Consider the following 22632-nt stretch of genomic DNA (forward strand, 5'->3'; position numbering starts at 1 on the left):
TGCGTCGCTCCATCGGCTCGCTCAACGATAAGGATTGTACGTATACGCCCCACTCACCGCCTCCGGGATCCGAAAGTAATTCATCGTCAACCCCACCGGATCCGTAGCCAGCGCCCCGCGCCCCGGCCCGTCGTTGCTGTCGTCCCACCCCCACGGCGCGTTCGCCGCGTTGGTGCTGCACCCGATCGCGCCGCTGCCGCAGCCGCCGCTCTTGTCGCCGGCGAAGCTGCCGTAGCTGGCGAACAGCGCCGGATTGTTGCGCTGCGCCCACATGCCGCCGGCTTCGAAAATATCGATCAGCTTGTACTTGACGTCGCGATCGTCGGGCCCCGACGGCACTTCGGCGGTCGTCAGCGACGGGTAATAAATCACGCCATCGCCCTTGATGTCGTACGCAGGCCAGGCCTTGAGGCCGTGGCCTTTGGCCTCCTGCGCAGTCACCGGATGCGGTGCGCCCAGGTAAGTAAGGAACGACAAGGACCCATCGACGTTCTCGGCGTTGCCGGTCCAATCGCTACCTGCGGGCACGAATGAGAAGAAATCGGTGTGGGCAACGGTCACTGCAGCCTTGAGCGTGCCGTAGGCGCTGCCGTCGCGGGCGACAGCGAACATCACGCCTTCGGCGTCGTTCTCGTGTTCGGTGTCGAAGAACGAATCACTCCAGTCGCGCGGGTGGAAGAACAGGTAGGTGATGTACCAGTGGGTCGCGGTTTCGACCACCGAGTAGTAAGCGTGCGCGGTCAGCGGGTAGGCGCTCTGGCCGGCGCGGTCCCAGTTGTTGCGCGCGTCGAGGTCGCCGTCGAAGTTGTAGCGGGCGATGTAGTCGGCGGCGCCGCCGAGGGCGTGGCTGCCGGTCTGGTCGACGTCCTGGTAATGCACCGGCGCCCAGCGCAGGGCCAGCGCGGCGCGGTCGGCGGCGACGGCGGCGGAGAGGCCGGCGGCGCTCGCGGCGGACGCGGCGAACAGGCCCGCGCCGAGGCAGGCGAGGCGCACGGCGGCGCGAAGGCGGGCGTCGGGGAGTCGGAGCATGGCGGCGGTCCTGGCTTGGGCGAATCCAGGAGCTTGCGGCGGCCGCGATGGCAGCGATGTTGCAGCGCCGGCGGCGATGCGGCCGGCGCTGCGATCCGTTGGAGATGTCTCGTGGGGAATGCGGCGTGGGTCACCCGCCGATGCGAGTCGGCGACGGCGGATGCTGCGTCGCGGATGGACGTTGCGCCGGCCGCGGGCTCAGCGCACGCCGCTGTGCTCAGCCGCGCGCCGCGCCCTGCGCCGCGATCTGCCGCAACGCCGCCTCGAACTGCTCCACCGGCTGCCCGCCCTGGATCAGATGCCGGTCGTTGATGATGACCGACGGCACCGCGCTGATGCCGGCCTCCTGATAGAAGCGTTCCTGCTGGCGCACGTCCTGCGCGTACTCGTCCGAGTCGAGCACGGCGCGCGCGCGCTGCGCGTCCAGGCCCGCCTCGCCGGCCACCGCCGCCAGCACGTCGCGCGAAGACACGTCGCGGCCGTCGGTGAAGTACGCCTTCAGCAGCGCGTGCTTGAGCGTGCGCTCGGCGTCGGCGCCTTGGGTGCCGGCCCAATGCAGCAGGCGGTGGGCGTCGAAGGTGTTGAAGATGCGGTCGCGCTCGCCGAAGCGGAAACCGACCGCGGCGCCGCGCTCGCGCAGCGCTTCGCGGTTGCGCGCCAGTTGCTCGGCGCCGAGGCCGTACTTGTGCGCCAAGTGTTCGTCGATGCGTTCGCCTTCCGCCGCCATCTGCGGGTTGAGTTCGAACGGCTGGAAATGCAGTTCCACCTCGACCTCGCCGTCGAGCCGGGCGATCGCCTGCTCCAGCGAGTTCAGGCCGACCGCGCACCACGGGCAGACCACGTCGGACACGAAGTCGATCTTGACCTTGGGGATGGGGTTGGAAGCGGTCGAACTCATGGCAAGGCTCCGCGCGGGGCGCAATTCGGGATGGCTTCCACCATGCGGCCGCGGCCGGCCGCCATCAAGGCGCGGCCGGCGGCACCGGCGGATCGGTGCGTTCCACCGCCCCGCCGGGCCGGCGTCGCAAACGCGATGCTGCGCGGGTCACAAAAATCGGCGCAAAATAGGCCGGCGTCCGGCCGGGGCGCCCGCTGCGGGCGGGCCGGACGCCCCGCCGCGGCCGCGCGCCGCGCCACCGATCAATGGGGACAACATGGACTCGATGTATCCGGCCGGACCTGCGTCCGTGCCCGCGCAATTGACTGCACCCACCGCCGCTTACCGCCGCCACGCCTGGCTGGCCATGCTCGGCCTGCTCGGCTTCGTCGCCGTCTACTTCGCCCTGCTGGTCTGGTTCGGCTGGACCGCGTGGCGTTTGTTCGCGGCCCTGGTCCAGGGCAACGGCGACAATTTCATCGCCAACGGCCTCACCGGCGCCTGCGCGGCGTTCCTGTGCGTGTTCATGGCCAAGGCGCTGGTGTTCAAGCGCCGCGGCGCCGGCGACGAGGACCTGGAACTCAAGCCGGCCGATCAGCCCGAACTGTTCGCGTTCCTGCACCGCCTCGCCGACGAGGCCGGCGCGCCGCGTCCGCATCGGGTGTTCCTGTCGCCGCGGGTCAACGCCGGCGTGTTCTACGACCTGTCCCTGCTCAACCTGATCCTGCCGTCGAAGAAGAACCTCGAAATCGGCCTGGGCCTGGTCAACGTGCTGAACCTGGGCGAGCTCAAGGCGGTGCTGGCGCACGAGTTCGGCCACTTCGCCCAGCGTTCGATGGCGGTCGGCCGCTGGGTCTACGTCGCCCAGCAGATCGCCGCGCACATTATCGCCAAGCGCGACGCGTTCGACGATTTCCTGCGCGGGCTGTCTCGCTTCGACTTGCGCGTGGCCTGGGTCGGCTGGCTGCTGTCGCTGGTGGTGTGGTCGATCCGCTCGCTGGTGGAGATGGTGTTCCGGCTGGTGGTGCTGGCCCAGCGCGCGTTGTCGCGCGAAATGGAATACCAGGCCGACCTGGTCGCCGCTTCGCTGACCGGCAGCGACGCGCTGGTGCACGCCCTGCACCGCCTCGGCGCCGCCGACGACGCCTGGACCCGGACCCTGAGGTTCGCCAACCGCGAGTACGCCAACCAGCGCCCGGTCGCCGATCTGTTCGCGGTGCAGAGCCGCATCATCGAGCACCTGCGCCGGGTGTTCGCCGACGCCGAATACGGCGAGCCGCCGCAGTTGCCGGCCGACGGCCGCGAGCAGCATCGCGTGTTCAAGAGCGAACTGGCGCAGCCGCCGCAGATGTGGTCCACCCACCCGGCCAACAGCGACCGCGAGCGCAACCTCAAGCGCAGCTACGTCGCTTGCGAGATCGACCCGCGCCCGGCGCTGAGCCTGTTGCGCGACGCGCAGGCGCTGAAGGAGCGGATTTCGCGCGACATGATCGACAGCGCCGAGCCGCTGCCGCCGGCGCCGATCGACGAAACCCTGGAGCGGGTCGACCGCGACTTCGACGACCTGGCCCTGGACCGCCGCTACCGCGGCACCTATCTGGGCCGTTCGATCGTGCGCGACTACGACCGCGCCGACGAGCTCTACTACGCGGTTCCCGTCGACGCCGCGCTCGATGCGCATCTGTCCGGCCTGTACCCGGCCGAGCACGGCGACGCGCTGGAGCGCCTGCGCGAACTGGAATCCGAGCGCGGCACCCTGGAAGCATTGCGCGAAGGCCACCTGCGCGCGCCCGGCGGCGTGGTGCGCTGGCGCGGCGACGAGCTGCCGGCGAAGCAACTGCCGAAGGTGATCGCGCAGATCGACGGCGAACTGGCGCCGCTGCGCAAGCAGGTGCGCGAACACGACCGCCGCTGCCGCAGCGTGCATCTCGCTGCGGCGCGCGCGCTCGGCGGGCCGTGGGAGGCGCTGCTGCGCGGGCAACTGGCGGTGCTGCACTACGCCGACCACAGCCATGCCGACGTGCTGGACGCCAACCATCTGATGGTCAATACCTACGAGGTGGTCACCGCCGACCGCCGGGTGTCGTCGGACGAGCTCAACCGTCTGGTCGCTTCGGCCAATCAGCTGCACCGCACGCTGCAAACGCTGTACGCGCACGCCGGCCAGGTGCGCCTGGACCGCCGCATCGCCGGGTACCTGAAGGCCGACGACTGGGCGCAGGTGCTGGGCGAGTTCAATCTGCCGCCGGCCGACCGCGACAACATCCAGCAATGGCTCGGCGCGATCGACACCTGGGTGCGCGGCACCGCCGGTCCGCTGGCGGGTCTGCGCGATGCGGCGCTGGAAGCGTTGCTGGCGACCGAAGATGAGGTCGCGCGCGAGCTGCGCGGCGGGGAGCGCGACGACGCGGATGCGCAGATGCAGATCGCGGCAGCGCCCGATGCGGCCGCGCACGACGATGCCGGCATCGCCGCAGCGTCCGTCGCGCACGAATCGATGAGCGAATCGGCGGCCGACCACGCCAAACGTCGCTTCGCCGCGACGACCGCCGACTCGGCCGCCGCCGCGCCGCAGGACTACGCCCGGCTCAAGCCCGGCAGCGCGCGCAAGCGCCAGACCAAGCTCGGCTGGTGGGACCGCTTCCAGACCGCCGACGGCCTGCTGCCGTCGCTGTCGCGCGTGGCCGCGGCCGGCGGCATCGTCGGCGCGGTGCTGTTCGTCGGCGCGTCGGTCGGCGTGGCCAAGCTCACCGTGCTCAACGGACTGGCCCAGGCGATGCGGGTCGAGGTCGACGGCCTTACGTTCGACGTGCCGCCGTTGCAGAACGTCACCGTCGATCTGGCCGACGCCAGCCGCCATCGCGTCGTCGCGCGCACCGCCGACGGCGCCACCGTCGAGGAGTTCGACAGCGACGGCCCGGCGCACGCCTCGCATTACGTCTACAACATCGCCTCGGCCGCGCCGCTGGTGGAGTGGACCGCGGTCTACGGCGCGGTCGCCGAAGTGCCGGAGAACAAGCTCGGCACGCCGCGCTGGATCGCTTCCAGCGCCGATCACATCTTCGAGCGGCCGCCGGAACAGATCAGCACCAAGGGCGAAGGCGGCCGCCGCCGGGTGCTGCAGGGGTTCGCCGAACTGTCGCCGTCGGATCAGTTGGCGCTGGCCGGCAGCGACGACGAGAGGCACGCGTTGATCGCCACCCACCTGCGCTGGGACGCCGGCGATTCGCGCTACCTCGCCGAATGGCTGAGCCTGGCCGTGCGCCAGCCGGACGCCGCCGGCCTGATCGGCGCGCGCCTGCAACGCGCGCCGGCCGAGGTGATCGCGCTGCGCGCCGAGCAGGATGCGGCCAAAGGCAAGCCCGGCCACGCCGAGGTCTGCGCGCGCCACCGCGCCCTGTCCGCACGCACGCCCGATTCGGCCGACCTGAGCTACATCGCCTTGCGCTGCGCGCCCGACGACGAGGCCCGCGACCGCGCGTTCGCCGCCGGCCACGCGCGCTGGCCCGAGCACGGCTGGTTCGCGCTCGCCGCCGGCCACGCCGCCAACGAGCGCGCGCAGTGGAACCAGGCGCTGCCGCTGTTGCAGCAGGCCGCGAAGATGCCGCAGGCGCGCGAATGGCTGGCGTTGGAGGTCGCGCGTACGCAGCGCGCGATCGGCGGCGAATCGGCGGCGCTGGAGTCCGGCGATTCGAGCCAGTTGCAGACCTTGCTGGAGATCGAACGCGGCGCGGTGCCGCGCGAGTCGCCGCACTGGGCCTTCGTCGCGCTCAAGTCCGGCGATCTGGCGCGCGCGCAGCAAGCGGCCGACGGCGCCGCGGGCCTGCGCGACTACCTGCAGCGCATGGTCGCCGCGTCCGAAGGCGCGCCGGCCGATGCGGTCGCGCAGGCGCTGGCGCAGAAGGACCAGGCCGACGAAGATCCGGCCAGCGCCTGGGCGCTGGCCGCGCTGGCCGAACGCGAGCACGACGCCGGCGCCGCGCGCCGGCGCGAGAACGCGATGCGCGCCGATCCCGACGATGCGGCCAGGATCGCCGCGTTCTTCGACGCGGTCCGCAGCGGCGGCGCCGGCGCGTCCGCGCAGGCCGAGCGCGCGCTCGGCAACGTCGGGCCGCGTTCGCGCGGCATCGCCTACGCCGCCGCGGTGGTGATGCTCGGCCGCGACTGCCCGCAGCGCTGGCGCGATGGCGCCAAACGGCTGTTGTTCGCCACCGAGCGGCCGTACTTCGGCTGACGCCGAAGCGGCGGGCGCGGCCAAGGCCGCGCCCGCCCGGTCCACTCGATACGCGGCCTTGCCGCGCTCGTTCGATTCAGCTCGTAGCGCGGCCTTGCCGCGTCTGCCCGATCCATTCCGGCCCGCGGATCCAGCGCAGCCCGCGCTGCGCAACCCTCCCGCAGCTTCGCGCCGACACCGCGACTTTGCCGCAACTGACCGTTGCCCCACCGGCGCTGGCGCCCGCTGCGCGCAGTGGCCACACTGTCGCCTGAGTTGCTCCCCCGCCTTCCCCCGCCTTCCCCCGCCAGCGCGCCCCACGGCGCGCCGCACGAACGACGCCCTTCGCGCCCGTGCGCGGCCTCGCGGCCGCGCCGTTCGTCGTATTCCCGACTCCGCCGCCCCACCATCGAAGCCATCCGCCATGAGCGCCACCGCCGCCCCCGCTTCCGCCGTCCGCCCGCTCTGGCAAGGACGCGCCTGGGTACTGGCCGGCATCGTGCTGTCGGCGTTCACGCTGCGCACCGCGGTGACCTCGCTGACGCCGCTGCTGGACGCGTTGGGCCGCGAATTCGCGTTCGGCGCGACCATGACCGGCGTGTTCGGCATGGTGCCGACCGCCGCGTTCGCGCTGTTCGGCGTGGCCACGCCGATGCTGGCCCACCGCATCGGCCTGGAACGCGCGGCGCTGCTGGCGATGGCGGTGGCCGCACTGGGCCTGCTCGCGCGCGGCTTCGTCGGCGACACCGGGCAGTTGCTCGCCGCCAACGCGGTGGCGCTGGCCGGCATGGGCATCGGCAACGTGGTGTTGCCGCCGCTGGTGAAGCGTTATTTCGGCGACCGCGTCGGCGCGGTCAGCACCGCCTACATCACCGTATTGCAGCTCGGCACGATCCTGCCCGCGCTGAGCGCGGTGCCGCTGGCCCAGGCCGCGGGCTGGCGGGTGTCGCTGGCGTCGTGGTCGCTGGTGGCGGTGGCCGCGGCGCTGCCGTGGATCAGCGTGCTGTGGATGGAAGCGCGCGGCCGTTCCGCGCAAGCGCGCGAACTCGCGCACACGCACGACCGCGCCGTGGCCGTCGGCGACGAAGCGCCGGAACTGGCGACGTCCGCGCCCGCCGCGCGCGGCAAGGTCTGGCGTTCGCCGGTGGCCTGGGGCATGACGCTGATGTTCGGCATGACCTCGCTGGTGACCTATTCGATGTTCACCTGGCTGCCCAAGCTGCTGGTCGAAGCCGGCGGCAGCCCGACCCTCGGCGGCGCGATGGTGGCGCTGTTCTCGACCCTGGGCATGATCAGCGCGCTGACCATGCCGGCGCTGGCGGTGCGCATCGCCAATCCGTTCCCGATCGTGCTCGCCTGCGTGCTGTGTTATCTCGGCGGTTTCGCCGGCCTGCTGCTGGCGCCGATGCACGGCACCTTCGTCTGGGTCGCGCTGATCGGCCTGGGCCCGAGCACCTTCCCGCTGGCGCTGACGCTGATCAATCTGCGCACCCGTTCGCCGGCCGGTTCGGCCGCGCTGTCGGGCTTCATGCAGGGCCTGGGCTACACCTTGAGCTGCGCCGGCCCGCTGCTGTTCGGCTGGCTGCACGAACGCAGCCACGGCTGGGTGTGGCCGTTCGCGATGCTCGGCGCCTGCCTGCTGGTGTTGATCCTTGGCGGGCGCATGGCCTGCAAGCCGCGTTACCTCGAAGACAGCTGGTAAGCCGCGGCGGCATGCGCCGCAAAACATTGAACGCCGTCGCTGTTCCCGCAGCGGCGGCGTTTTCGCATGCGCGCTAGCGCATATCGCGTTGCGCTCGCCACCGCCCGCGCAACGCGCGCGGCGCGAGTCGCGCCGCATCGAAACCCGCGCACGTTCGTTCACCAGCGTGAACCGGACACCGTGCCGCAGATCAAACGCCGGATATGGAAACGCGGGCACAGATCGATTTGTCATCAGGCGACGGTTTCCGGCAAGCGATCACGTAACGCGCGTGCTCGGTCAAGACAATGAACCTACGGGATCCATGCTTGCCATGCCAATACGCGACCGTTCGCGGCCGCGTCCGAAGGAGATCGTCCGATGCATTCGCACATTCTCGCCGCAGCCGTCGGCGGCGCCTTGCTGTTGGGTTCGCTCAGCGCCGCCGCGTCGCCCGACGCCGCCGCGCTGCGCCTGGAACTGGATCGCGGCAACGCCCTGGTCGCCGCGCAGGTCGCGCGCGCGGCCTATCCCGAGTATTTCCGCCGCGCCTACGCGCGCTATCCCAATCTGCCGGCCGGCTCGCTGGAAGCCATCGCCTACAGCGAAACCAACTGGGTGCACGTGCGCCCCGAAGCGCAGAACCCGCACGACCTGCACATGCCGCGCTCCTACGGCGTCATGGGCCTGTATCACGGCGGCGGTTTCGCCGACCAGGTCGGCGACGGCGCGCGCCTGATCGGGCGCAGCGCGCAACAGGTGATCGACGACCCGGAAAGCAACATCCTCGCCGCCGCCGCGCTGCTCGATCGCGCGCTCGCTGCCGGCCAGCCCGACAAGCGCAGCCGCGCGCTCGGCCGCGCCGAAGACATGGCGCCGGTGCTGGCGCGCTACGCCGGCTACGGCGCCAGCAACGGCGGCATCGCCGACTACGCGCGGCAGAGCTTCGCCTACGGCGTGATGCAGACGCTGCAACAAGGCGTCGATGCGCAGGGCGTGAAGATCCAGCCGCAGCGGCTCGAACTCGAACGCGCCTTCGATGCCGGCCAGTTGCAGAAGCTGCGCGCGCCGGCGCTGCTGATGAACGCCGGCGACGACAGCGTGCGCGCGAATCCCGCGCTGAGCCGGGACATCGCGCGCGCCGCCGCGCCGGCCACCGACGTCGGCGCCAAGGCGGTCGACTTCGGCGAAGCGATCTGGAACCCGGCCAGCTCCAGCAACTACAGCACCGCGTCCAATCAGACCAGCGCGGTCGTCATGCACACGATGGAAGGCTCCTACGCCGGCTCCATCTCGTGGTTCCAGAACCCGAGCGCGCAGGTGTCGGCGCACTATCTGATCCGCAAGTCGGACGGCCAGATCACCCAGATGGTGCGCGAATACCATCAGGCCTGGCATGCGAAGAACCATAACTACTACACCATCGGCATCGAGCACGACGGCCGCGCCGCCGACGCCGGCAACTGGTCGGCGGCGATGGTCAACGCATCCGCGCGGCTGACCAAGAGCATCTGCGCGCGCCGCGGCGTGAACTGCGCCAGCGCGTGGAAGGGGCCGGGCTACGACACCTTCCATTTGGTCCCCGACAGCGTGCGGGTCAAGGGCCACGGCATGCTCTCGGGCAACGAGAACCGCTACGACCCGGGCAAGTACTTCCCGTGGGCGAACTACTACAACCTCATCAACGGCGGCGGCGGCAATCCGAATCCGCCGGGCAAGTACTGGGTCGACACCTTCGCCAACGCCACCGGCTACAAGTGGCCGTCGACGCTGACCCCGGTCGGCACCTTGAACCAGGGCACCAACTACGTCTATTGCAAGGCCTGGGGCGAAGAAGTGCGTTCGGGCAGTTCGTTCAACCACTACTGGCTCAAGACCGATCTCGACGTCGGCCCGGCCGGCGCCTGGGTCTCGGCCTACTACCTCAGCCGCTGGGGCAACGACGAAGCGCGCGACAACAGCGGCGCGGTCATTCCCGATTGCTGATGCCGCGCTGACCGTTCCAAGGCCCCTCTCCCGCGTGCGGGAGAGGGGTTGGGGTGAGGGCCCCACCCCGCAACGTTTCCGCCTCCCCACACGAGCCCTCCGATGAAACGCAAAATGATGCTGTGCGAACGCGTGATGTACGTGGATCGCGACACCACCTTCACCATCGTCCAGGCCGCGCGCGTGCGCGGCGCGCTCGACGAACAGCGGCTGCGCGACGCGCTCGTCCGCGTCCAGCGCAAGCACCCGATGCTGCGCTGCTCGGTCGAAGACGGCGACCCGCCGACCATGGTGCTGGAAGACGATCCGCTGCCGATCCCGCTGCGCATCGCCGAGCGCGTCGACGACGAGGAATGGCAGCGCCAGTCGCACATCGAACGCGAAACCCGCTTCGACGCCACCCGCGCGCCGCTGATGCGGCTGACCTGGGTGCGCGGCCGCGACGCCCAGGGCGAGGTCGGCGAACTGGTGCTGGCCTGCCATCATGTGATCTGCGACGGCATGTCGATGCTGACCCTGCTGCGCGAAATCTTCGCGCTTTGCGGCGATCCGAGCCTGGACATCGGCCATCACACCGGTTTCAACGCGCTCGAGGACATCCTGCCCGCCGATGTGCTCGCCGACCGCCGCGTGCGCCGCGGCGCGGCCTGGAAAGCGTTGGCGATGCGCCTGTTCTTCAGCCTGCGGCGCAGGCGCAAGCCGGTGCCGCAGGGCGAGTTCTTCGTCCAGCACTGGAAGCTCTCGCGCGAGGAAACCGCGGCGCTGGCCGCGCGCGCCAAGGCCGAAGGCGTGACCGTGTTCGCCGCGATGAGCGTGGCGTTCTCGCTGGCGTTCCGCACGGTCAAGGGCGCGGCCGCGAGCGGCAAGATCTTCTCGCCGGTCGACATCCGCAAGTTCCTGCCGTCGATCCGGCCCGACCAACTGTTCTCGGCCGCGCCGGGCACCATCGTCGCGCTCGACACCGACCTGCCGCCCGAACAGGTCGACGACGCCGCGTTCTGGGAGCAGGCGCGGACCTTCAAGGGCCGGCTCAACCAGAAGGTCGAGCGGATCAGCCGCAACGTGCACGAGTACTTCGTCGGCCTGGAGATGATGCATTCGATCTTCGCCCAGTTCGTCGCCGAGCGCCGCTCCGACCTGGACAAGTTCGACACCACCATCTCCAACATCGGCCGCATCGACATTCCCCAGGACTACCCGGGCTTCCGCGTGGAAACCGTGTACAGCCCGACCGCGCGGCTGCCGTGGCGCAGCACCACCGCGATCCTGAGTTCGGGTTACGCCGGCGAACTCGACTTCGTGTTCACCTGCGACACCGCCTCGCTGTCGCGCGCCCAGGTCGAGCGCATCCGCGAGATCGCGATGCGGCTGATCCGCGAGCGCTCGCACGCGCCGGCCGCCGCCGTCCCCGCCTTGCAGGCAGCGGCATGAACGACGCCAGCGTCTTCGCGGCCGGCGAGCGCGCCGAGGACACCGCCGCCGCCGCGCCTGCGCCGATCGATCCCGACAGCTTCGGCGCGGTGGTGGTGCTGTGGCAGCCGCGGCCCGAGCACGTCGATCATCTCGAACGCGTGCGCGGCGCCTGCCGTCACCTGCTCGCGGTCGACAACTCGCCGCAGGCCGACGCTGCGCTGCATGCGCGGCTGCGCGCCAACGGCATCGAGGTGCTGCACAACGCCAATCGCGGCGGCATCTCCGGCGCCTACAACGTCGGCGCGCGCGCGCTGTTCGACGCCGGCCGGCAAGTGGTGTTCCTGCTCGACCAGGACTCGCAGCTGGGCGCGGACTTCTTCGCCGGGATGATGCGCGCCTGCGCGCGCGCCGGCAGCGACGCCTTCATCGTCGGGCCCAAGGTGTTCGAGGTGAACCTCGGCCGCTACCTGCCGGTGTTCTCGCCGCAGCTGCGCCTGCCCAAGCCCGAATCCATCGAGGACCGCACCCAGGGCCTGGTGCCGACGCTGTTCGTGATCTCCTCGGGCTCGGCGATCTCGGCCGCGGCATTCCGCCGGGTCGGCGAGTTCCGCGAGGACTACTTCATCGAGTACGTCGATATCGAATACGGCCTGCGCGCCACCCGCAACGGCGTGCCGGTGCTGGTCAACACCGAAGTGCAGATGCGCCAGCAGGTCGGCGAGTACGTCAAGCGCGGGATTTTTTCGACCAGCAACCACGTGGCCTGGCGCCGCTACTACGCCTCGCGCAACGCGGTGCACGCGCTGCGCTCCAACGCCTCGCGCTGGTCGATCCACTGGCTGATCGAACTGCTGACCCTGCACCAAGTCGCCTGCGTGCTGGTGTGCGAGCAGCACAAGCTGCGCAAGGTGGTGGCGATCGCGGTGGGCTACTTCGATGGCCTGTTCGGCAAGCTCGGGACGTTCGAGCAACGGCATCCGCGGGTGGCGGCGTTCTGCAAGCATTGAGGCGGCGCGGCGGCGGCGCGGAAGGCGTCGGGCCTGAAGGCCCTGCCACGAAAGCCGAAGCCTTGCTGCAAAAAACGAGGCCCTCCCATGGATGTGGGAGGGCGTTTTTGTGCGGGGGCCTTCAGGCCCGACGCGCTCGTACCTGCTGAGCCGGACTCAGAACGCCTCGCTGCCCGGCTGCACATCGATCCCCAACCCGGACGCCACCGCCTTCATGTTCTCGTCGTCGCGCCGCAGCGCGATCCAGCCGGCATAGGCGTCGCCGCCGGTGTCGTAGTTCCACAGCGTATAGCCGTGTTCGCGCAGCCGGTCGTAGGCGATCGACATCAGCTCGGGCACGTCGGTGCCGTCGAGGAAATCGTCGTCGGACGGATCTTCCACGCCCCACTCGATGCGCAGGTTCCAGCGCGCGGCGAGCTGGTCGATCACGTCGACGAAGCTCGCGGTGTCCTTCCAGTCGACGTAAAAGCCGGAGATCCAGTCGATCGCCTCCTGCACGGTCTCGACCGGCTCGCGCTCGTCGCCGCTGTCCTCGCGCGCCTCGCGGTAGCGGGCGAACTGCTGCAGCGCGGTGTCTTCGTCGCCGGGATTGATCAGCAGCAGCAACTGCCAGACCAGGGCTTCGTCGTCGAGCGTCTCGTCGTCGTCGTTGTCGCTGGCGAAGTCGTGGCCGTCGTCTTCGTAGTCGGACTCGTTGTCGGGCAGCATGGCGACGCTCGCGGGCTCGGGGCGCTTTATGGTCGCGCCGGCGGCGGGCAAAGAAAAGTACGCGGCGCGTCGGCTGCGCGGGGCCGCGCAACGCCCGCGCCGGCACGCGGCCGCGCGGACGGCGCACGCGCAAAAGAAAAGCCCGGCTTGCGCCGGGCTTTTCAAATGCTTGGGCGGACGAACCGCCTGAGCTTGCCTACTCAGGCAACCGCTATTACAGCGGCTGGACCTGGTCGGCCTGCAGGCCCTTCTGGCCCTGGGTCACGACGAACGAGACCTTCTGGCCTTCCTGGAGGCTCTTGAAGCCGTTGCCGAGGATGGCGCGGAAGTGCACGAACACATCGTCGCCGCTCTCGCGGGAGATGAAGCCGAAGCCCTTAGCGTCGTTGAACCACTTGACGGTGCCGTTCTCACGATCAGCCATTTTTGCTAACTCCTTGAAACATATACGTTGATGTACCGCTTTCGCGGCGTTGGAGCTGGTCGCAAGGAGGAAGCGTGGAACGATGGAGTGGATCTGTGAATCGACGATCTACGGCATCGGGTCACGACCTACGGTGACCCTTGACTAACTCAGCACGCACACCGTAGTGGCGTCCGCAGGGAAAATCAATTGGTCTGGGCAAGCAAATTCATCCGGCCGCGTCGGCCGGGCCGCTTCGGGCCGCCTCCGGCGGCCGTTCCGGGGCCCGGCCAATACCACTAGCCGATTGATTTTTATGGACTTTGGCGTTAGCCCCATGCCGTTGCCCCGTTCAGCGAGGGCCGCAGCCGGCGACCGTCGCTGAACCGGCCCGCGATCACGTCCAGGCTGCGATCCGCGTCCATCCGCGCGCGAATGGGCGCGGACGGCTCAGCCGCCCTCGCCGCTCTCGGCGTCGGCGCGGGCCTGAGCGCGCTTCCAGATCGCGTACTCGGCGCGGTTGAGGCGGAAGTCCTGCAAGGCCATCGCCGCCGCGCCACGGTCGGCGGCGGAACCGGCCGGGTCGGCGGCGATCGCCAGCAACGCGTCCTTGAGCCGCTCGCTGCGCGCATGCGAACCGGACACGGCGACGATCGCCTTGCTGCGCACCGTCGCGGCGGGATCGAGCAAGGCGCGGTGCAGCGCCTCCTCGGCCTGCGCGGGCTCGGCCCACTGCGCCAGTTGCGCGACCGCTTCGCCGCGCACTTCCGGGTCGGCGTCGCGGGCGAGCGCGCCGAGCCGCTCGACCACCGGCGCGGCGTCCTCGTCGGGCATCGCCGCGGGCGTCAGCATGCGGATCAGCTCGGCTTCGCGCTGCGGTTCGCCGCCGGCGCGCAGCTTGGCCAGCAGCGTCTCGCGCACCTCGGCGCGTTCCAGCGAATAGCCGCCGAGCAGGTCCAGGCCGACGCGTTCGTCCTCGGCGCGGGTGCTGGCGGCGCGCGACAGCGCGTAGCGCAGCACGTCGTCGCCGCCGACCGCATGCAGCAGCGCCAGCAGTTCGCCGCGCGCGTCGGCGGCGGTTTCGTTGCCGTAGCGCTGCAGCAAGTCTTGCAGGAACTTCGGATCGCGCTGGGCGCGGCGGCGCAGGGATTCGAAGCTCACCGGCGCGGCGCCGCCGAGCGAGAGGTATTCGGGATAAGGCGAAGCTGCGGCAGCGTGGTCGTTGGCGTGTGCCGCCGTCGCTACGGGCGCGGCCGTGCGCGCGGGCGCAACGTCGGCGCGGTCGCGGCGGGCGACGTAGGCGCCGCCGGCGAGCGCGCCGATCAGGGCCGAGACGACCGCGATCGGCACGGCTTGCCGGAGATTCATGCGGGGCAAGTGGGTGAGCGCATGCGGGCAGGATAGCGGCTTGCGGGAGGCGCGCGTTTCCGGCTTCGGCGCGTGCCGCCGCGAACGCCCGCTTCGCGCGCGAAGCGGGCGTCCGGCGCCGTCAGCAGTCCGGCGCGACCCGGCCGTCGGAGCCGGTGTAGGTGTAGGCGTCGGGAATGAAGCGGCCGCTGCCGATCCGGTTCCAGATGTTGCTGGTGCCGTAGGTGCCGGTCACCGAGGTGCCGGTGGTCTGGCACTGGATCGTCACCTTGGCGCCGTTGGCGAGGCTGTCGACGATCGAGTACGAGGTGCCCGGGCCGGAGCGCACGTTCAACGGCGTGCCGTTGGTGCCGACCGTGCCCGACGCGCCGCCCCCGCCGCCGCAGGAATTGCGGCTGGTGTAGCTGGCGCTGCCCCAGTAGGTGATCTGCGCGCCGTTGAACTTGATCTTCTGCGCCGAGCCGTTGAGGCGTTCTTCGAAATGCAGGTGCGGGCCGGTCGAGCCGCCGGTGCTGCCGACGGTGCCGATCGACTTGCCGATCGCCACGTTCTGGCCGACCGAGACCGAATAGCTGTTGAGGTGCGCGTACAGCGTGCTCCAGCCGCCGCCGTGGTCGATCACCACGTACTTGCCGTAGCTGGTGTCGCCGAGGTTGCGGACCACGCTGACGGTACCGGCCGCGGCCGCGACGACGGTGTCGCCTTCGTCGTTGGCGCGGTTGAAGTCGACCGAGTTCTGCGGGTTGTGGTTGGTGCGGGTCTGGCCTTCCCAGACCTGGCCGCACGGGAACGGCATCTGGAAGGTCGGCGCGGCCTGGGCGGCGGTGCCGAACAGCGAGGCGAAGCTCAGCAGCGCCAACGCGCTGCGCAAGTGCTTGGGTTGTTTCACGGACGTGGCTCCAAGTGGAAGGCCGCCGTAACGGCGGCGGGAACGTTGCGGGTCAATGCACGATCTGCACATCGTCGAGGTAGAGGTTGACGTCGAAGCTGGTCTGTTCGCGCAGCAGCCAGACCGCGTCCAGGCGCACGCCGGCGGCGTCGATCTGGCCGTTGCTGGCGCCGGCCCAGGCGTTCCATTGCGCCGGGTCGTCGAGCGCCCATTCCAGGTAGGTCCATTGGTTGGCCGGGATCGCGCGTTCGATGCCGCGCTCGCTGCCGTCGCTGTCGTCGACGCTCAGCGAGGCGCGCAGGCCGCTGCCGCCGGTGTAGATCCAGAAGCCGACCTTGCCGCCGGCGCGCAGCAGCTCGACGTTGTTCGCCGGCGTGCCGCCGGCCGACAGCAGCCGTACCGCCCAGGCGGTGGCCACATTCGGATCGTCCTTGAGCAGCACCCGCAGCGAACACGCGCCGTTGCGGCGGGTGGCGCAATCGCGCTGCGCCAGCGAGGTCGCGGCGATGCCGACGGTGCTGCCCGAATACGTCGGCGCGCTGTCGAAGCGGCCGACGCCGCTTTCGAAATCCTCGAACACCACCGCGCCCGGGCCCGGGCCGGCGCCGTCGTTGGCCAGGTAGGCGTTGCGCTGGCCGCCGGGCGCGTTGTTGCCGTTGAAGTAGTGGTTGGCGATCCAGCGCCAGTCGCGGCCGTTGTTCGCGGCCCAGCGCTGCGTGCCCCACTGGCTCATGCCGCGGCCGTGGCCGAAGCAGCCGCGGCCGCGCCCGACTTCGTCGGACAGGCACGGCCAGCCGTTGCGCGGCGAACCGTTGCGGCCGTTGCCGCAGCTCAGGTCGGTGTTGACGCAGGACAAGCCGTCGGACGGATCGTCCCAGGCGTTGTTCTCCGAGGAGTATTCGCTGAAGGCGGCGCTGGCTCCGTCGCGGGTCAGCACCACGCCGCGGGTCGCCGCGGCCGCGGCGACGGTGGCGGCGACGCTGTCGTTGTCGAAGGCCTGGCACGAGGTGCTGGCGCAAATGTCGTAGCGGCTGTTGACCGGATGGGCGACGTAGTACGCGGCGTAGCTGCGGTAGGCGACCGCGCCGGCGGCGAGCGACTGCGGGTTCCACGAGGGAATCCATTCTTCGTCGAGGCCGCGGCCGACGTAGTCCTCGAATGCGTAGACCGAGACCGAGCTGCATGAGCGGCCGGAGCAATTGGTGCCGACGCGGATGCTGGCCGGCACCGGCACGTTGGCCGACTGCGCCGCCAGCGCTTGCGCGCGCGCAGCGGTCTGCGGGCGCGCGGGGTCGAGCGCATCGGCGGCTGCGGCCGCGTCGGCGCGCGCCTGCGCGGCGTCGGCGGCGGGCATCGGCCGTTGCAGGTCGTCGCGCAGCCGCGCGCGTTGCTGCACGTGGCGGCGGTCGCTGCGGCTCAGGCCCTGGCCGGGTTCGAGATCGACGATCACTGCGCGCGCATCGTTGAGCAGCGGCAGACCGGCGAGCTCGCGGCCACGGTAGCCGGCGGCTTCGATGGTGAGATCCAGCGTCGGCGGCAACGCATCGGCGGCGGCGCGCGCGGCCGGCAACTGCGCGCTCAGTTCGAAGCGGCCGTCGGCGTCGCTGCGCGTGCGCGCGCCCTGGCTGCTGCGCACCGTCGCGCCCGCCAGCGGCGCGCCGCTGGCGGCGTCGAACACGCGGCCGGCGTAGCGCGCGCAGCGCGCGCAGGCCGCGGCTTGCAGGGCCAGGCGGTCGAGCGCGTCGGACGACACCGTCGGCGGCAGCCACACGGTCAACGGCAGCGGCTGCGCGGCGTCGATGCGCACGCGCGTGCTGAGGGTCTGGTGGCCGGCGGCGCCGATGCGCAGTTCGTAGTCGCCGGCGGCCAGGGTGGCGTTGCGCGCGCCGCGCACGGCCGGGTCGCGCGCGAGCGCGCGCACCTGCGCGGCGGGGTCGAGCGGGTGCACGCTGAGGTTGGCTTCGAGCGCGGCGCCGTCGACGCTGTCGCGGACGCGGATGCGCAGCAGGCGCTCGGCGGAACCGGCGTCGGCCAAGGCGCGCGATGGCGGCGACGGCGCTGCGGCATCGGTCGCGGCGGCGACGCGGTCGCGCAACCATTGCGCGGATACCGCTGCGGCGAGCAGCAGGACCAGGAGCGCGGGCCAGGTCGGCGTGCGGCGCAGCGTGGGCGAGGTCGGCGATGGCGTAGCGGTCATGCGCGTTTCCCGATGAGGGAGGTTCGGCCTGGGCGGAGCGGAAAGCGCCGGGCCTATAGGCCCTCCGGCCACAGCAGGCCGCTGCGGTCGGAACGAAGTCGCAACGGCATGCGTCGCAACCGGAACATCGACGACGAGAACCGGCGCGCAGGCCGCTGCGGGATTGCCGCCTGCGCGCCGGACGCTCAGTTCTTCACTTGCACATCGTCGACGTACAGGTTGACGTCGAACGAAGTCTGGTCGCGGTAGAACCACACCGCGTCGAGCTTGACCGTGGCGGCGGTGATCGCGCCGTTGGCGCCGCCGACCCAGGCGTCCCATTGCGCGTCGTCGTCCAGGCGCCACTCCAGGTAGGTCCAGGTGTCGACCGGAATCGCGCGCGCCACCGAGCGCTCGGTGCCGTCGCTGTCGTCGACGCCGATCGCCGCGCTGACGCCGCTAGCGCCGGTGTAGACCCAGAAGCCGACCTTGCCGTTGGCGCGGGTCAGCGCCGCGTTGCTGCCGGGCGTGCCGCCGGCGGACAGCAGCCGCACCGCCCAGGCATTGGAACTTGCGGCGTCGTCCTTGAGCAGCACGCGCAGCGAGCACTCGCCGTTCTTGCGCGTGGTGCAATTGCGCTCGGCCAGCGACGCGGTCGAGATGCCGGTGGTGCTGCCCGAATACGCCGGCGAGGTATCGAAGTGGCCGACCGAGCTTTCGAAGTGGTCGATCACGCTGCCGCCGCCGGGCGTGCCCGGGTTCAACAGGTTGTAGTAACGCGCCCAGTCCCAGTACTGGCCCGGGTCGGTGTGGGTCTGGCTGCTGTAGTGCTGGTGGCCTTTGACCTTGACGCTGGCCGGCAGCACGTTGATGCCGGTGCCGCCCGGGCCCTTGAACGCGCTGGCGCAGTTGATCGCGCCGTAAGTCGCGCAGAAGTGCCGGGTCAGCGCGGCCGAGGCGTTGTACATCGCCGCGGTGTACCAGCTGGCGTTGGCGATGAAGCCTTCGTGCTCGATGCCGAGCGTGGTCTTGTTGTGCACGCCGACGTGATGGGCCGCGCGGTTCTCGCGCACCATCTGGGTGATCTGGCCGTCGGAGCTGCGGATCAGGTAGTGCGCGCTGACGCTGTAGGGATTGTTCTGGAACCAGGAGATGCTGCCGGCGTAGTAGCCCTCCATCGTGTGGATGGTGACCGAGTCGTACGAGGTGCGGTCGGAGTGGTACGGCGACGCCACCCACAGCGCGGGCCCGTAGTCGGTGCTTTTCTCCGCCGCCGCGGCCGCTTCGGTGCGCGAACCGGCCGGCGCGCGCAGGGTTTCGTCGCGCGGGTCGATGCGGAAGCCGCCGTCGGCGCCCAAGGCTTCGACCGTGTCGGCGGCGACGTTCAGGCGCACGAACGGCGCGCGCAGGCGCAGCAGCGCCGGTGCGTCGAACGCGCGTTCCCAGCGCACCGGGCGCTCCGGCACGACGATGCCGCGGTCGTTGACGCCCTTGTCCTGCGCCGACAGCACGTCGAAGGCGAAGCTGGCGCGCGCGTGCGACTGCACCGCGCTCTTGGCCGCGCCGCCCGCGGCCGGGGCGAAACCGGCGTAGCGCTCGAGCGCGGCGCGGGTGGCTTCGACCGGCGAATGCGCGTCGACGCCGTCGGCGCGCAGTTCGCGGTCCAGCAACGCGGCCGCGGCGAGGATGTTCGCCGCCGGATCGCGCAGCACGCGCTGCGCCGGCACGCCGAGCAGGCGCGCGCCGTCGCCGGCCTGATCGGCGAACCCCTCGCCGTGGTAGAGGCCCATGACGCCGTAGGCGCGCGGCATGTGCTGGTGCGAATCGGCGGCGCGCGCCGGCTGCAGGTTCTGCCAGCGGGTGGTGACGTAGGCCATCGCTTCCAGGGTGCCGCGCGGAATCGACGGATAGCGCGCATAGGCCTGGCCGAAGTACGCGGCGTAGAGCTGGCGGTCGATGCGCGCCAGCGATTCTTCCAGACGCAGCCGCTGCGCCAACGCCGCGTCTTCCGGCGCCGCGGCGGGCGCGGCCGACGCGGGCCAGGCGCAGGCGACGATCAACGCGAACGGCAGCAGCGACAACGAGGCGCGCGACAACGGCGACCGGCGCAGGCGCCGGCTGACGGAATATTCGTTCATGCTGTTTATCCCCGAGAGAATTAAAAATTCCCGCGCCGCCCTTTTACTGCTTTTTCCTGGCACGCAAGTGCTGCCCGCCGCGGTTTGCGCCGCGGATGTTCGGTTCCGCGATGGCAATCACTCCGGGAGTGCGTGCTGGGGCGAGTCCAGCGCCGGCTGCGACGGCGCTTGGGGTGCGGTGCGGCATGGAGCAGGAGCGGGGTTGGGGGTTAGGGGTTGGGGAACTGAAGACTCGAAGCGTTGGAGCCCACCGCCAGGAACCCGCCATCGCAGCCAGAAAGACGCGGAACGCTCCCGCCCCTGCGCATCCCCAGTTCCCCAATCCCGCTCCCCCCTTCCCGCTCCTGCCTCTCCCCTGCACCTGTCTAGGGTCGCCCCCAGTTACCCGCCTGAACGCACGCTCTTATCGTGACCGCCTGGACGCATCGGGGCGTCCGTTTGCCAACGAAGGATCAGTCATGAGCGGAATCGACGGCGTCAATTACCAGATGCTGCGCAACCTGCCTCCGGAAGACCGGCAGGCCATTCTGGACGGCGCCAAGACCCAGGCCGCGCCGGCGCCGGAACCTCCGCCGCCGCCCCCGCCTCCGCCGCCCCCGCCGCCGCCGAAGGACGCCAAGACGCCGGAAGAAGCGGTGCGCGCGATCCATGCCTTGCCGCTGCCGAAGAACAGCGATCTGTCCTCGGGCATGCCGTCGGAGGTCTACAACTCGATCTACGGCCCGCGCGTGACCGAGTTCAACGGCACCCGCCGCAGCGAAGCGCAGGCAGCGCTGGACCGGATGGAGCCCAAGCTCGAGGAATACCGCAACAGCGGCCTCAACGGCGCCACCGCCAACTACGAGTACCAGCAGTCGCGCGACGCCTTCAACAGCAATCCTTACGTCAAGGAATTGCAGCGCATCGTCAAAGAGTCGACCGACAAGCCGGCCGAAGTGCCGGCGTACCTGACCAACCAGGACGCGCCGGTCGGCGCCAGCGCGGTGTCGAACCTCAAGCTCGACAGCGTGCGCACCGCGCTCGACACGCTCGGGGTGAAGCTGCCCGACAACCCGAGCCCGGAGCAGATCGCCGCCGGCTATGAACTGCTCGGCACCATGCCCAACGACGTGCTGTCGTACGCGATCAATCCCGGCATGTCGGTCAGCTATTCCACGCCGGTGATCGGCGCGAGCACGCCGTCGATGATTCCGGTGCGCGCCGAAGCGCAGGTCACGGTGGAAGGCAAGGTCGAGCTGTCCGACGTGCAGACCGGCGTGGATTTCCAGCAGAGCCAGCAGTTCAAGGCCTCGGTGCAGGTGCAGGGCGAGGCCGGCGTGGACGTGGGCAAGACCCCGCTCAACAAGCTCTATTCGTGGGGCACGCGCCTGGGCGCGGTGTCCGACGAAACCAAGCGCATGATCGAGAGCTCGCCGCTGCTCAAGAACGCGGTCAAGGGCCTGCCGGTGTCGGGCCACTACACCGAGTTCGAAGGCACCCGCCTGAGCTATGAGGCGACGGTGACGCCGCAGCAGGGTTCGCGACTCGACAAGGGCGACATGAGCGCGATGCCGAGCCCGCTGGATCCGCTGGCGATGCCGGAAGGCACCTCGGTGCTGATGCGTGGGCAGAACCTGACCGGTTCGGACTTCGCCATCAACTACAAGTTCATCGCCGGCATCGGCGGCACCCACACCGAACTCGACGGCGCCGGTTTCGGCGTGCGCAAGATGGAAGGCTCGGTGGTCGAGGTCTACGCCGGCCCGATGCAGACGGTCGAGAACGCGACCATGTTCGGCCTCGGCAAGGTCGGCACGCTGTCGGTCGGCCTGAGCGTGGAGACCAGCGCCGAGAACCGTTCGTTGCAGACCGCGCGCATCGATCTGTCGACCCAGGAAGGCCGCGACGCGTACCAGGCGTTCATCAGCGGCGGCAAGGTGCCCGACTGGAATCCGCCGGGCGTGCAGCGCTCGGGCACCAGCGAGGTGTTCAACGCCGAACACGCCGCGCGCCTGGGCATCGACGCCGGCCCGATCTCGCTGGGCATCGGCAACAGCAGCCAGCTGACCATCACCCGCAACGTCTGGCAGGACGGCACGGTCGACCAGACCAACAGCTACCAGTCGATGGGCCAGACCACCGACGTGCAGTTCCAGATCGGCGCCGACGGCAAGCCGGTGCCGGACTCCACCGAGTGGACCCTGGTGCTGCCGAACACCAGCGACGTGGCCGCGTCCTACTTCAACTCGTCGTACCACCCCGACCAGATCAACAAGAAGTTCGACGGCGACCAGCACCTGCAGTTCGAGTTCACCGACAAGGACCTGCTGGCCCTGCGCGACCGCGCCCGCGAGAGCGTCGGCAACCTCGGCGGCGACGAGCACGGCGGCGAGCGCCTGCGCGACCTCGACTCGGGCCGGGTGACGCCGTTCCCGAACGACGTGACCGAGCAGATCGCCATCGCCAAGACCCCGGACGAAGTGTTCGCCGCGATCTCGCGCAGCGGCCAGGCCGGCTGCGAGGACTTCGTGACGATGATGATGTGGGGCGACAGCCGCAATACGGCGCTGCCGGGTACGTTCAAGATGAAGGATGCGGGCTGAGGTTCGCTCGCGTTCGCGCTGAAGACGAAAACGCCCGGCTCGCGCCGGGCGTTTTCTTTTTTCCGAAGCCCCCTGTAGGAGCGACGCGAGTCGCGACCGCGACAACGCAACTGCGGCGAAACCCGCGGCGCGAGCCGAAACCCCGCGGTCGCGGCTCGCGCC

At 70.4% G+C, this 22632-nt stretch carries 14 protein-coding genes; 6 read left to right on the plus strand and 8 right to left on the minus strand.

The annotated features are described in order from the left end of the window. Positions 1 to 21 precede the first annotated feature (21 nt). Both JHW38_RS13975 and JHW38_RS13980 read right to left on the minus strand, forming a co-directional pair. Positions 22 to 1029: a hypothetical protein gene (locus tag JHW38_RS13975; protein ID WP_207521931.1), complete on the minus strand. Its 1008-nt coding sequence runs from the start codon at positions 1027 to 1029 to the stop codon at positions 22 to 24. A gap of 217 nt (positions 1030 to 1246) precedes the next feature. Then, positions 1247 to 1927, minus strand: a complete 681-nt coding sequence (locus JHW38_RS13980; RefSeq protein WP_207521932.1) for a DsbA family oxidoreductase — start codon at positions 1925 to 1927, stop codon at positions 1247 to 1249. A 346-nt stretch (positions 1928 to 2273) separates the two neighbouring features. Between JHW38_RS13980 and JHW38_RS13985 the strand changes: the two genes are divergently transcribed. From JHW38_RS13985 to JHW38_RS14005, 5 genes are all read left to right on the plus strand, one after another. Then, entirely contained in the window at positions 2274 to 6140 is a 3867-nt protein-coding gene (locus JHW38_RS13985; RefSeq protein ID WP_207526367.1) for a M48 family metallopeptidase, read from the plus strand. A 403-nt stretch (positions 6141 to 6543) separates the two neighbouring features. Further along, positions 6544 to 7821, plus strand: coding sequence for an MFS transporter (locus tag JHW38_RS13990; protein ID WP_207521933.1), 1278 nt, complete (start codon positions 6544 to 6546; stop codon positions 7819 to 7821). Positions 7822 to 8181: 360 nt separating this feature from the next. Further along, positions 8182 to 9786, plus strand: a complete 1605-nt coding sequence (locus tag JHW38_RS13995; protein ID WP_207521935.1) for an N-acetylmuramoyl-L-alanine amidase — start codon at positions 8182 to 8184, stop codon at positions 9784 to 9786. A 102-nt stretch (positions 9787 to 9888) separates the two neighbouring features. After that, positions 9889 to 11217 carry a condensation domain-containing protein gene (locus tag JHW38_RS14000; protein WP_207521936.1) on the plus strand — a complete coding sequence of 443 codons (1329 nt, stop codon included), beginning with the start codon at positions 9889 to 9891 and terminating at the stop codon, positions 11215 to 11217. Continuing rightward, positions 11214 to 12206 (plus strand): glycosyltransferase, encoded by a 993-nt coding sequence (locus tag JHW38_RS14005; RefSeq protein ID WP_207521938.1) that lies wholly within the window; start codon positions 11214 to 11216, stop codon positions 12204 to 12206. The genes JHW38_RS14000 and JHW38_RS14005 overlap by 4 nt, the downstream gene beginning before the upstream one ends. Positions 12207 to 12362: 156 nt before the next feature. On the opposite strand, the gene JHW38_RS14010 is transcribed toward JHW38_RS14005, so the two are convergent. The 6 genes from JHW38_RS14010 to JHW38_RS14035 form a co-directional block, all read right to left on the minus strand. Next, positions 12363 to 12911, minus strand: a complete 549-nt coding sequence (locus tag JHW38_RS14010) for a DUF6630 family protein (protein WP_207526368.1) — start codon at positions 12909 to 12911, stop codon at positions 12363 to 12365. A gap of 217 nt (positions 12912 to 13128) precedes the next feature. Beyond that, complete coding sequence (locus JHW38_RS14015; RefSeq protein ID WP_074861621.1) at positions 13129 to 13338, minus strand: cold-shock protein; 210 nt, start codon at positions 13336 to 13338, stop codon at positions 13129 to 13131. A gap of 429 nt (positions 13339 to 13767) precedes the next feature. Next, positions 13768 to 14685: a HEAT repeat domain-containing protein gene (locus tag JHW38_RS14020; RefSeq protein ID WP_207521940.1), complete on the minus strand. Its 918-nt coding sequence runs from the start codon at positions 14683 to 14685 to the stop codon at positions 13768 to 13770. A 121-nt stretch (positions 14686 to 14806) separates the two neighbouring features. Then, entirely contained in the window at positions 14807 to 15574 is a 768-nt protein-coding gene (locus JHW38_RS14025; RefSeq protein ID WP_242690940.1) for a M23 family metallopeptidase, read from the minus strand. A 52-nt stretch (positions 15575 to 15626) separates the two neighbouring features. Then, positions 15627 to 17771 (minus strand): SpoIID/LytB domain-containing protein, encoded by a 2145-nt coding sequence (locus JHW38_RS14030; protein WP_207521942.1) that lies wholly within the window; start codon positions 17769 to 17771, stop codon positions 15627 to 15629. A gap of 185 nt (positions 17772 to 17956) precedes the next feature. Continuing rightward, complete coding sequence (locus JHW38_RS14035) at positions 17957 to 19888, minus strand: N-acetylmuramoyl-L-alanine amidase (protein ID WP_207521943.1); 1932 nt, start codon at positions 19886 to 19888, stop codon at positions 17957 to 17959. 458 nt (positions 19889 to 20346) lie between these two features. On the opposite strand from JHW38_RS14035, the gene JHW38_RS14040 reads away from it, so the two are divergent. After that, a complete protein-coding gene (locus JHW38_RS14040; protein ID WP_207521944.1) occupies positions 20347 to 22470 on the plus strand; it encodes a hypothetical protein in 2124 nt (707 codons plus the stop codon). Positions 22471 to 22632: the final 162 nt, after the last annotated feature.

This window comes from Lysobacter enzymogenes, assembly GCF_017355525.1.
GTDB lineage: Bacteria > Pseudomonadota > Gammaproteobacteria > Xanthomonadales > Xanthomonadaceae > Lysobacter > Lysobacter enzymogenes_C.

What these genes read in the sequence shown, in the direction of transcription:
- JHW38_RS13975 (WP_207521931.1), bottom strand. Translation starts at nt 1,029, where the DNA reads ATGCTCCGACTCCCCGACGCCCGCCTTCGCGCCGCCGTGCGCCTCGCC.
- JHW38_RS13980 (WP_207521932.1), bottom strand. Translation starts at nt 1,927, where the DNA reads ATGAGTTCGACCGCTTCCAACCCCATCCCCAAGGTCAAGATCGACTTC.
- JHW38_RS13985 (WP_207526367.1), top strand. Translation starts at nt 2,274, where the DNA reads ATGCTCGGCCTGCTCGGCTTCGTCGCCGTCTACTTCGCCCTGCTGGTC.
- JHW38_RS13990 (WP_207521933.1), top strand. Translation starts at nt 6,544, where the DNA reads ATGAGCGCCACCGCCGCCCCCGCTTCCGCCGTCCGCCCGCTCTGGCAA.
- JHW38_RS13995 (WP_207521935.1), top strand. Translation starts at nt 8,182, where the DNA reads ATGCATTCGCACATTCTCGCCGCAGCCGTCGGCGGCGCCTTGCTGTTG.
- JHW38_RS14000 (WP_207521936.1), top strand. Translation starts at nt 9,889, where the DNA reads ATGAAACGCAAAATGATGCTGTGCGAACGCGTGATGTACGTGGATCGC.
- JHW38_RS14005 (WP_207521938.1), top strand. Translation starts at nt 11,214, where the DNA reads ATGAACGACGCCAGCGTCTTCGCGGCCGGCGAGCGCGCCGAGGACACC.
- JHW38_RS14015 (WP_074861621.1), bottom strand. Translation starts at nt 13,338, where the DNA reads ATGGCTGATCGTGAGAACGGCACCGTCAAGTGGTTCAACGACGCTAAG.
- JHW38_RS14020 (WP_207521940.1), bottom strand. Translation starts at nt 14,685, where the DNA reads ATGAATCTCCGGCAAGCCGTGCCGATCGCGGTCGTCTCGGCCCTGATC.
- JHW38_RS14030 (WP_207521942.1), bottom strand. Translation starts at nt 17,771, where the DNA reads ATGACCGCTACGCCATCGCCGACCTCGCCCACGCTGCGCCGCACGCCG.
- JHW38_RS14035 (WP_207521943.1), bottom strand. Translation starts at nt 19,888, where the DNA reads ATGAACGAATATTCCGTCAGCCGGCGCCTGCGCCGGTCGCCGTTGTCG.
- JHW38_RS14040 (WP_207521944.1), top strand. Translation starts at nt 20,347, where the DNA reads ATGAGCGGAATCGACGGCGTCAATTACCAGATGCTGCGCAACCTGCCT.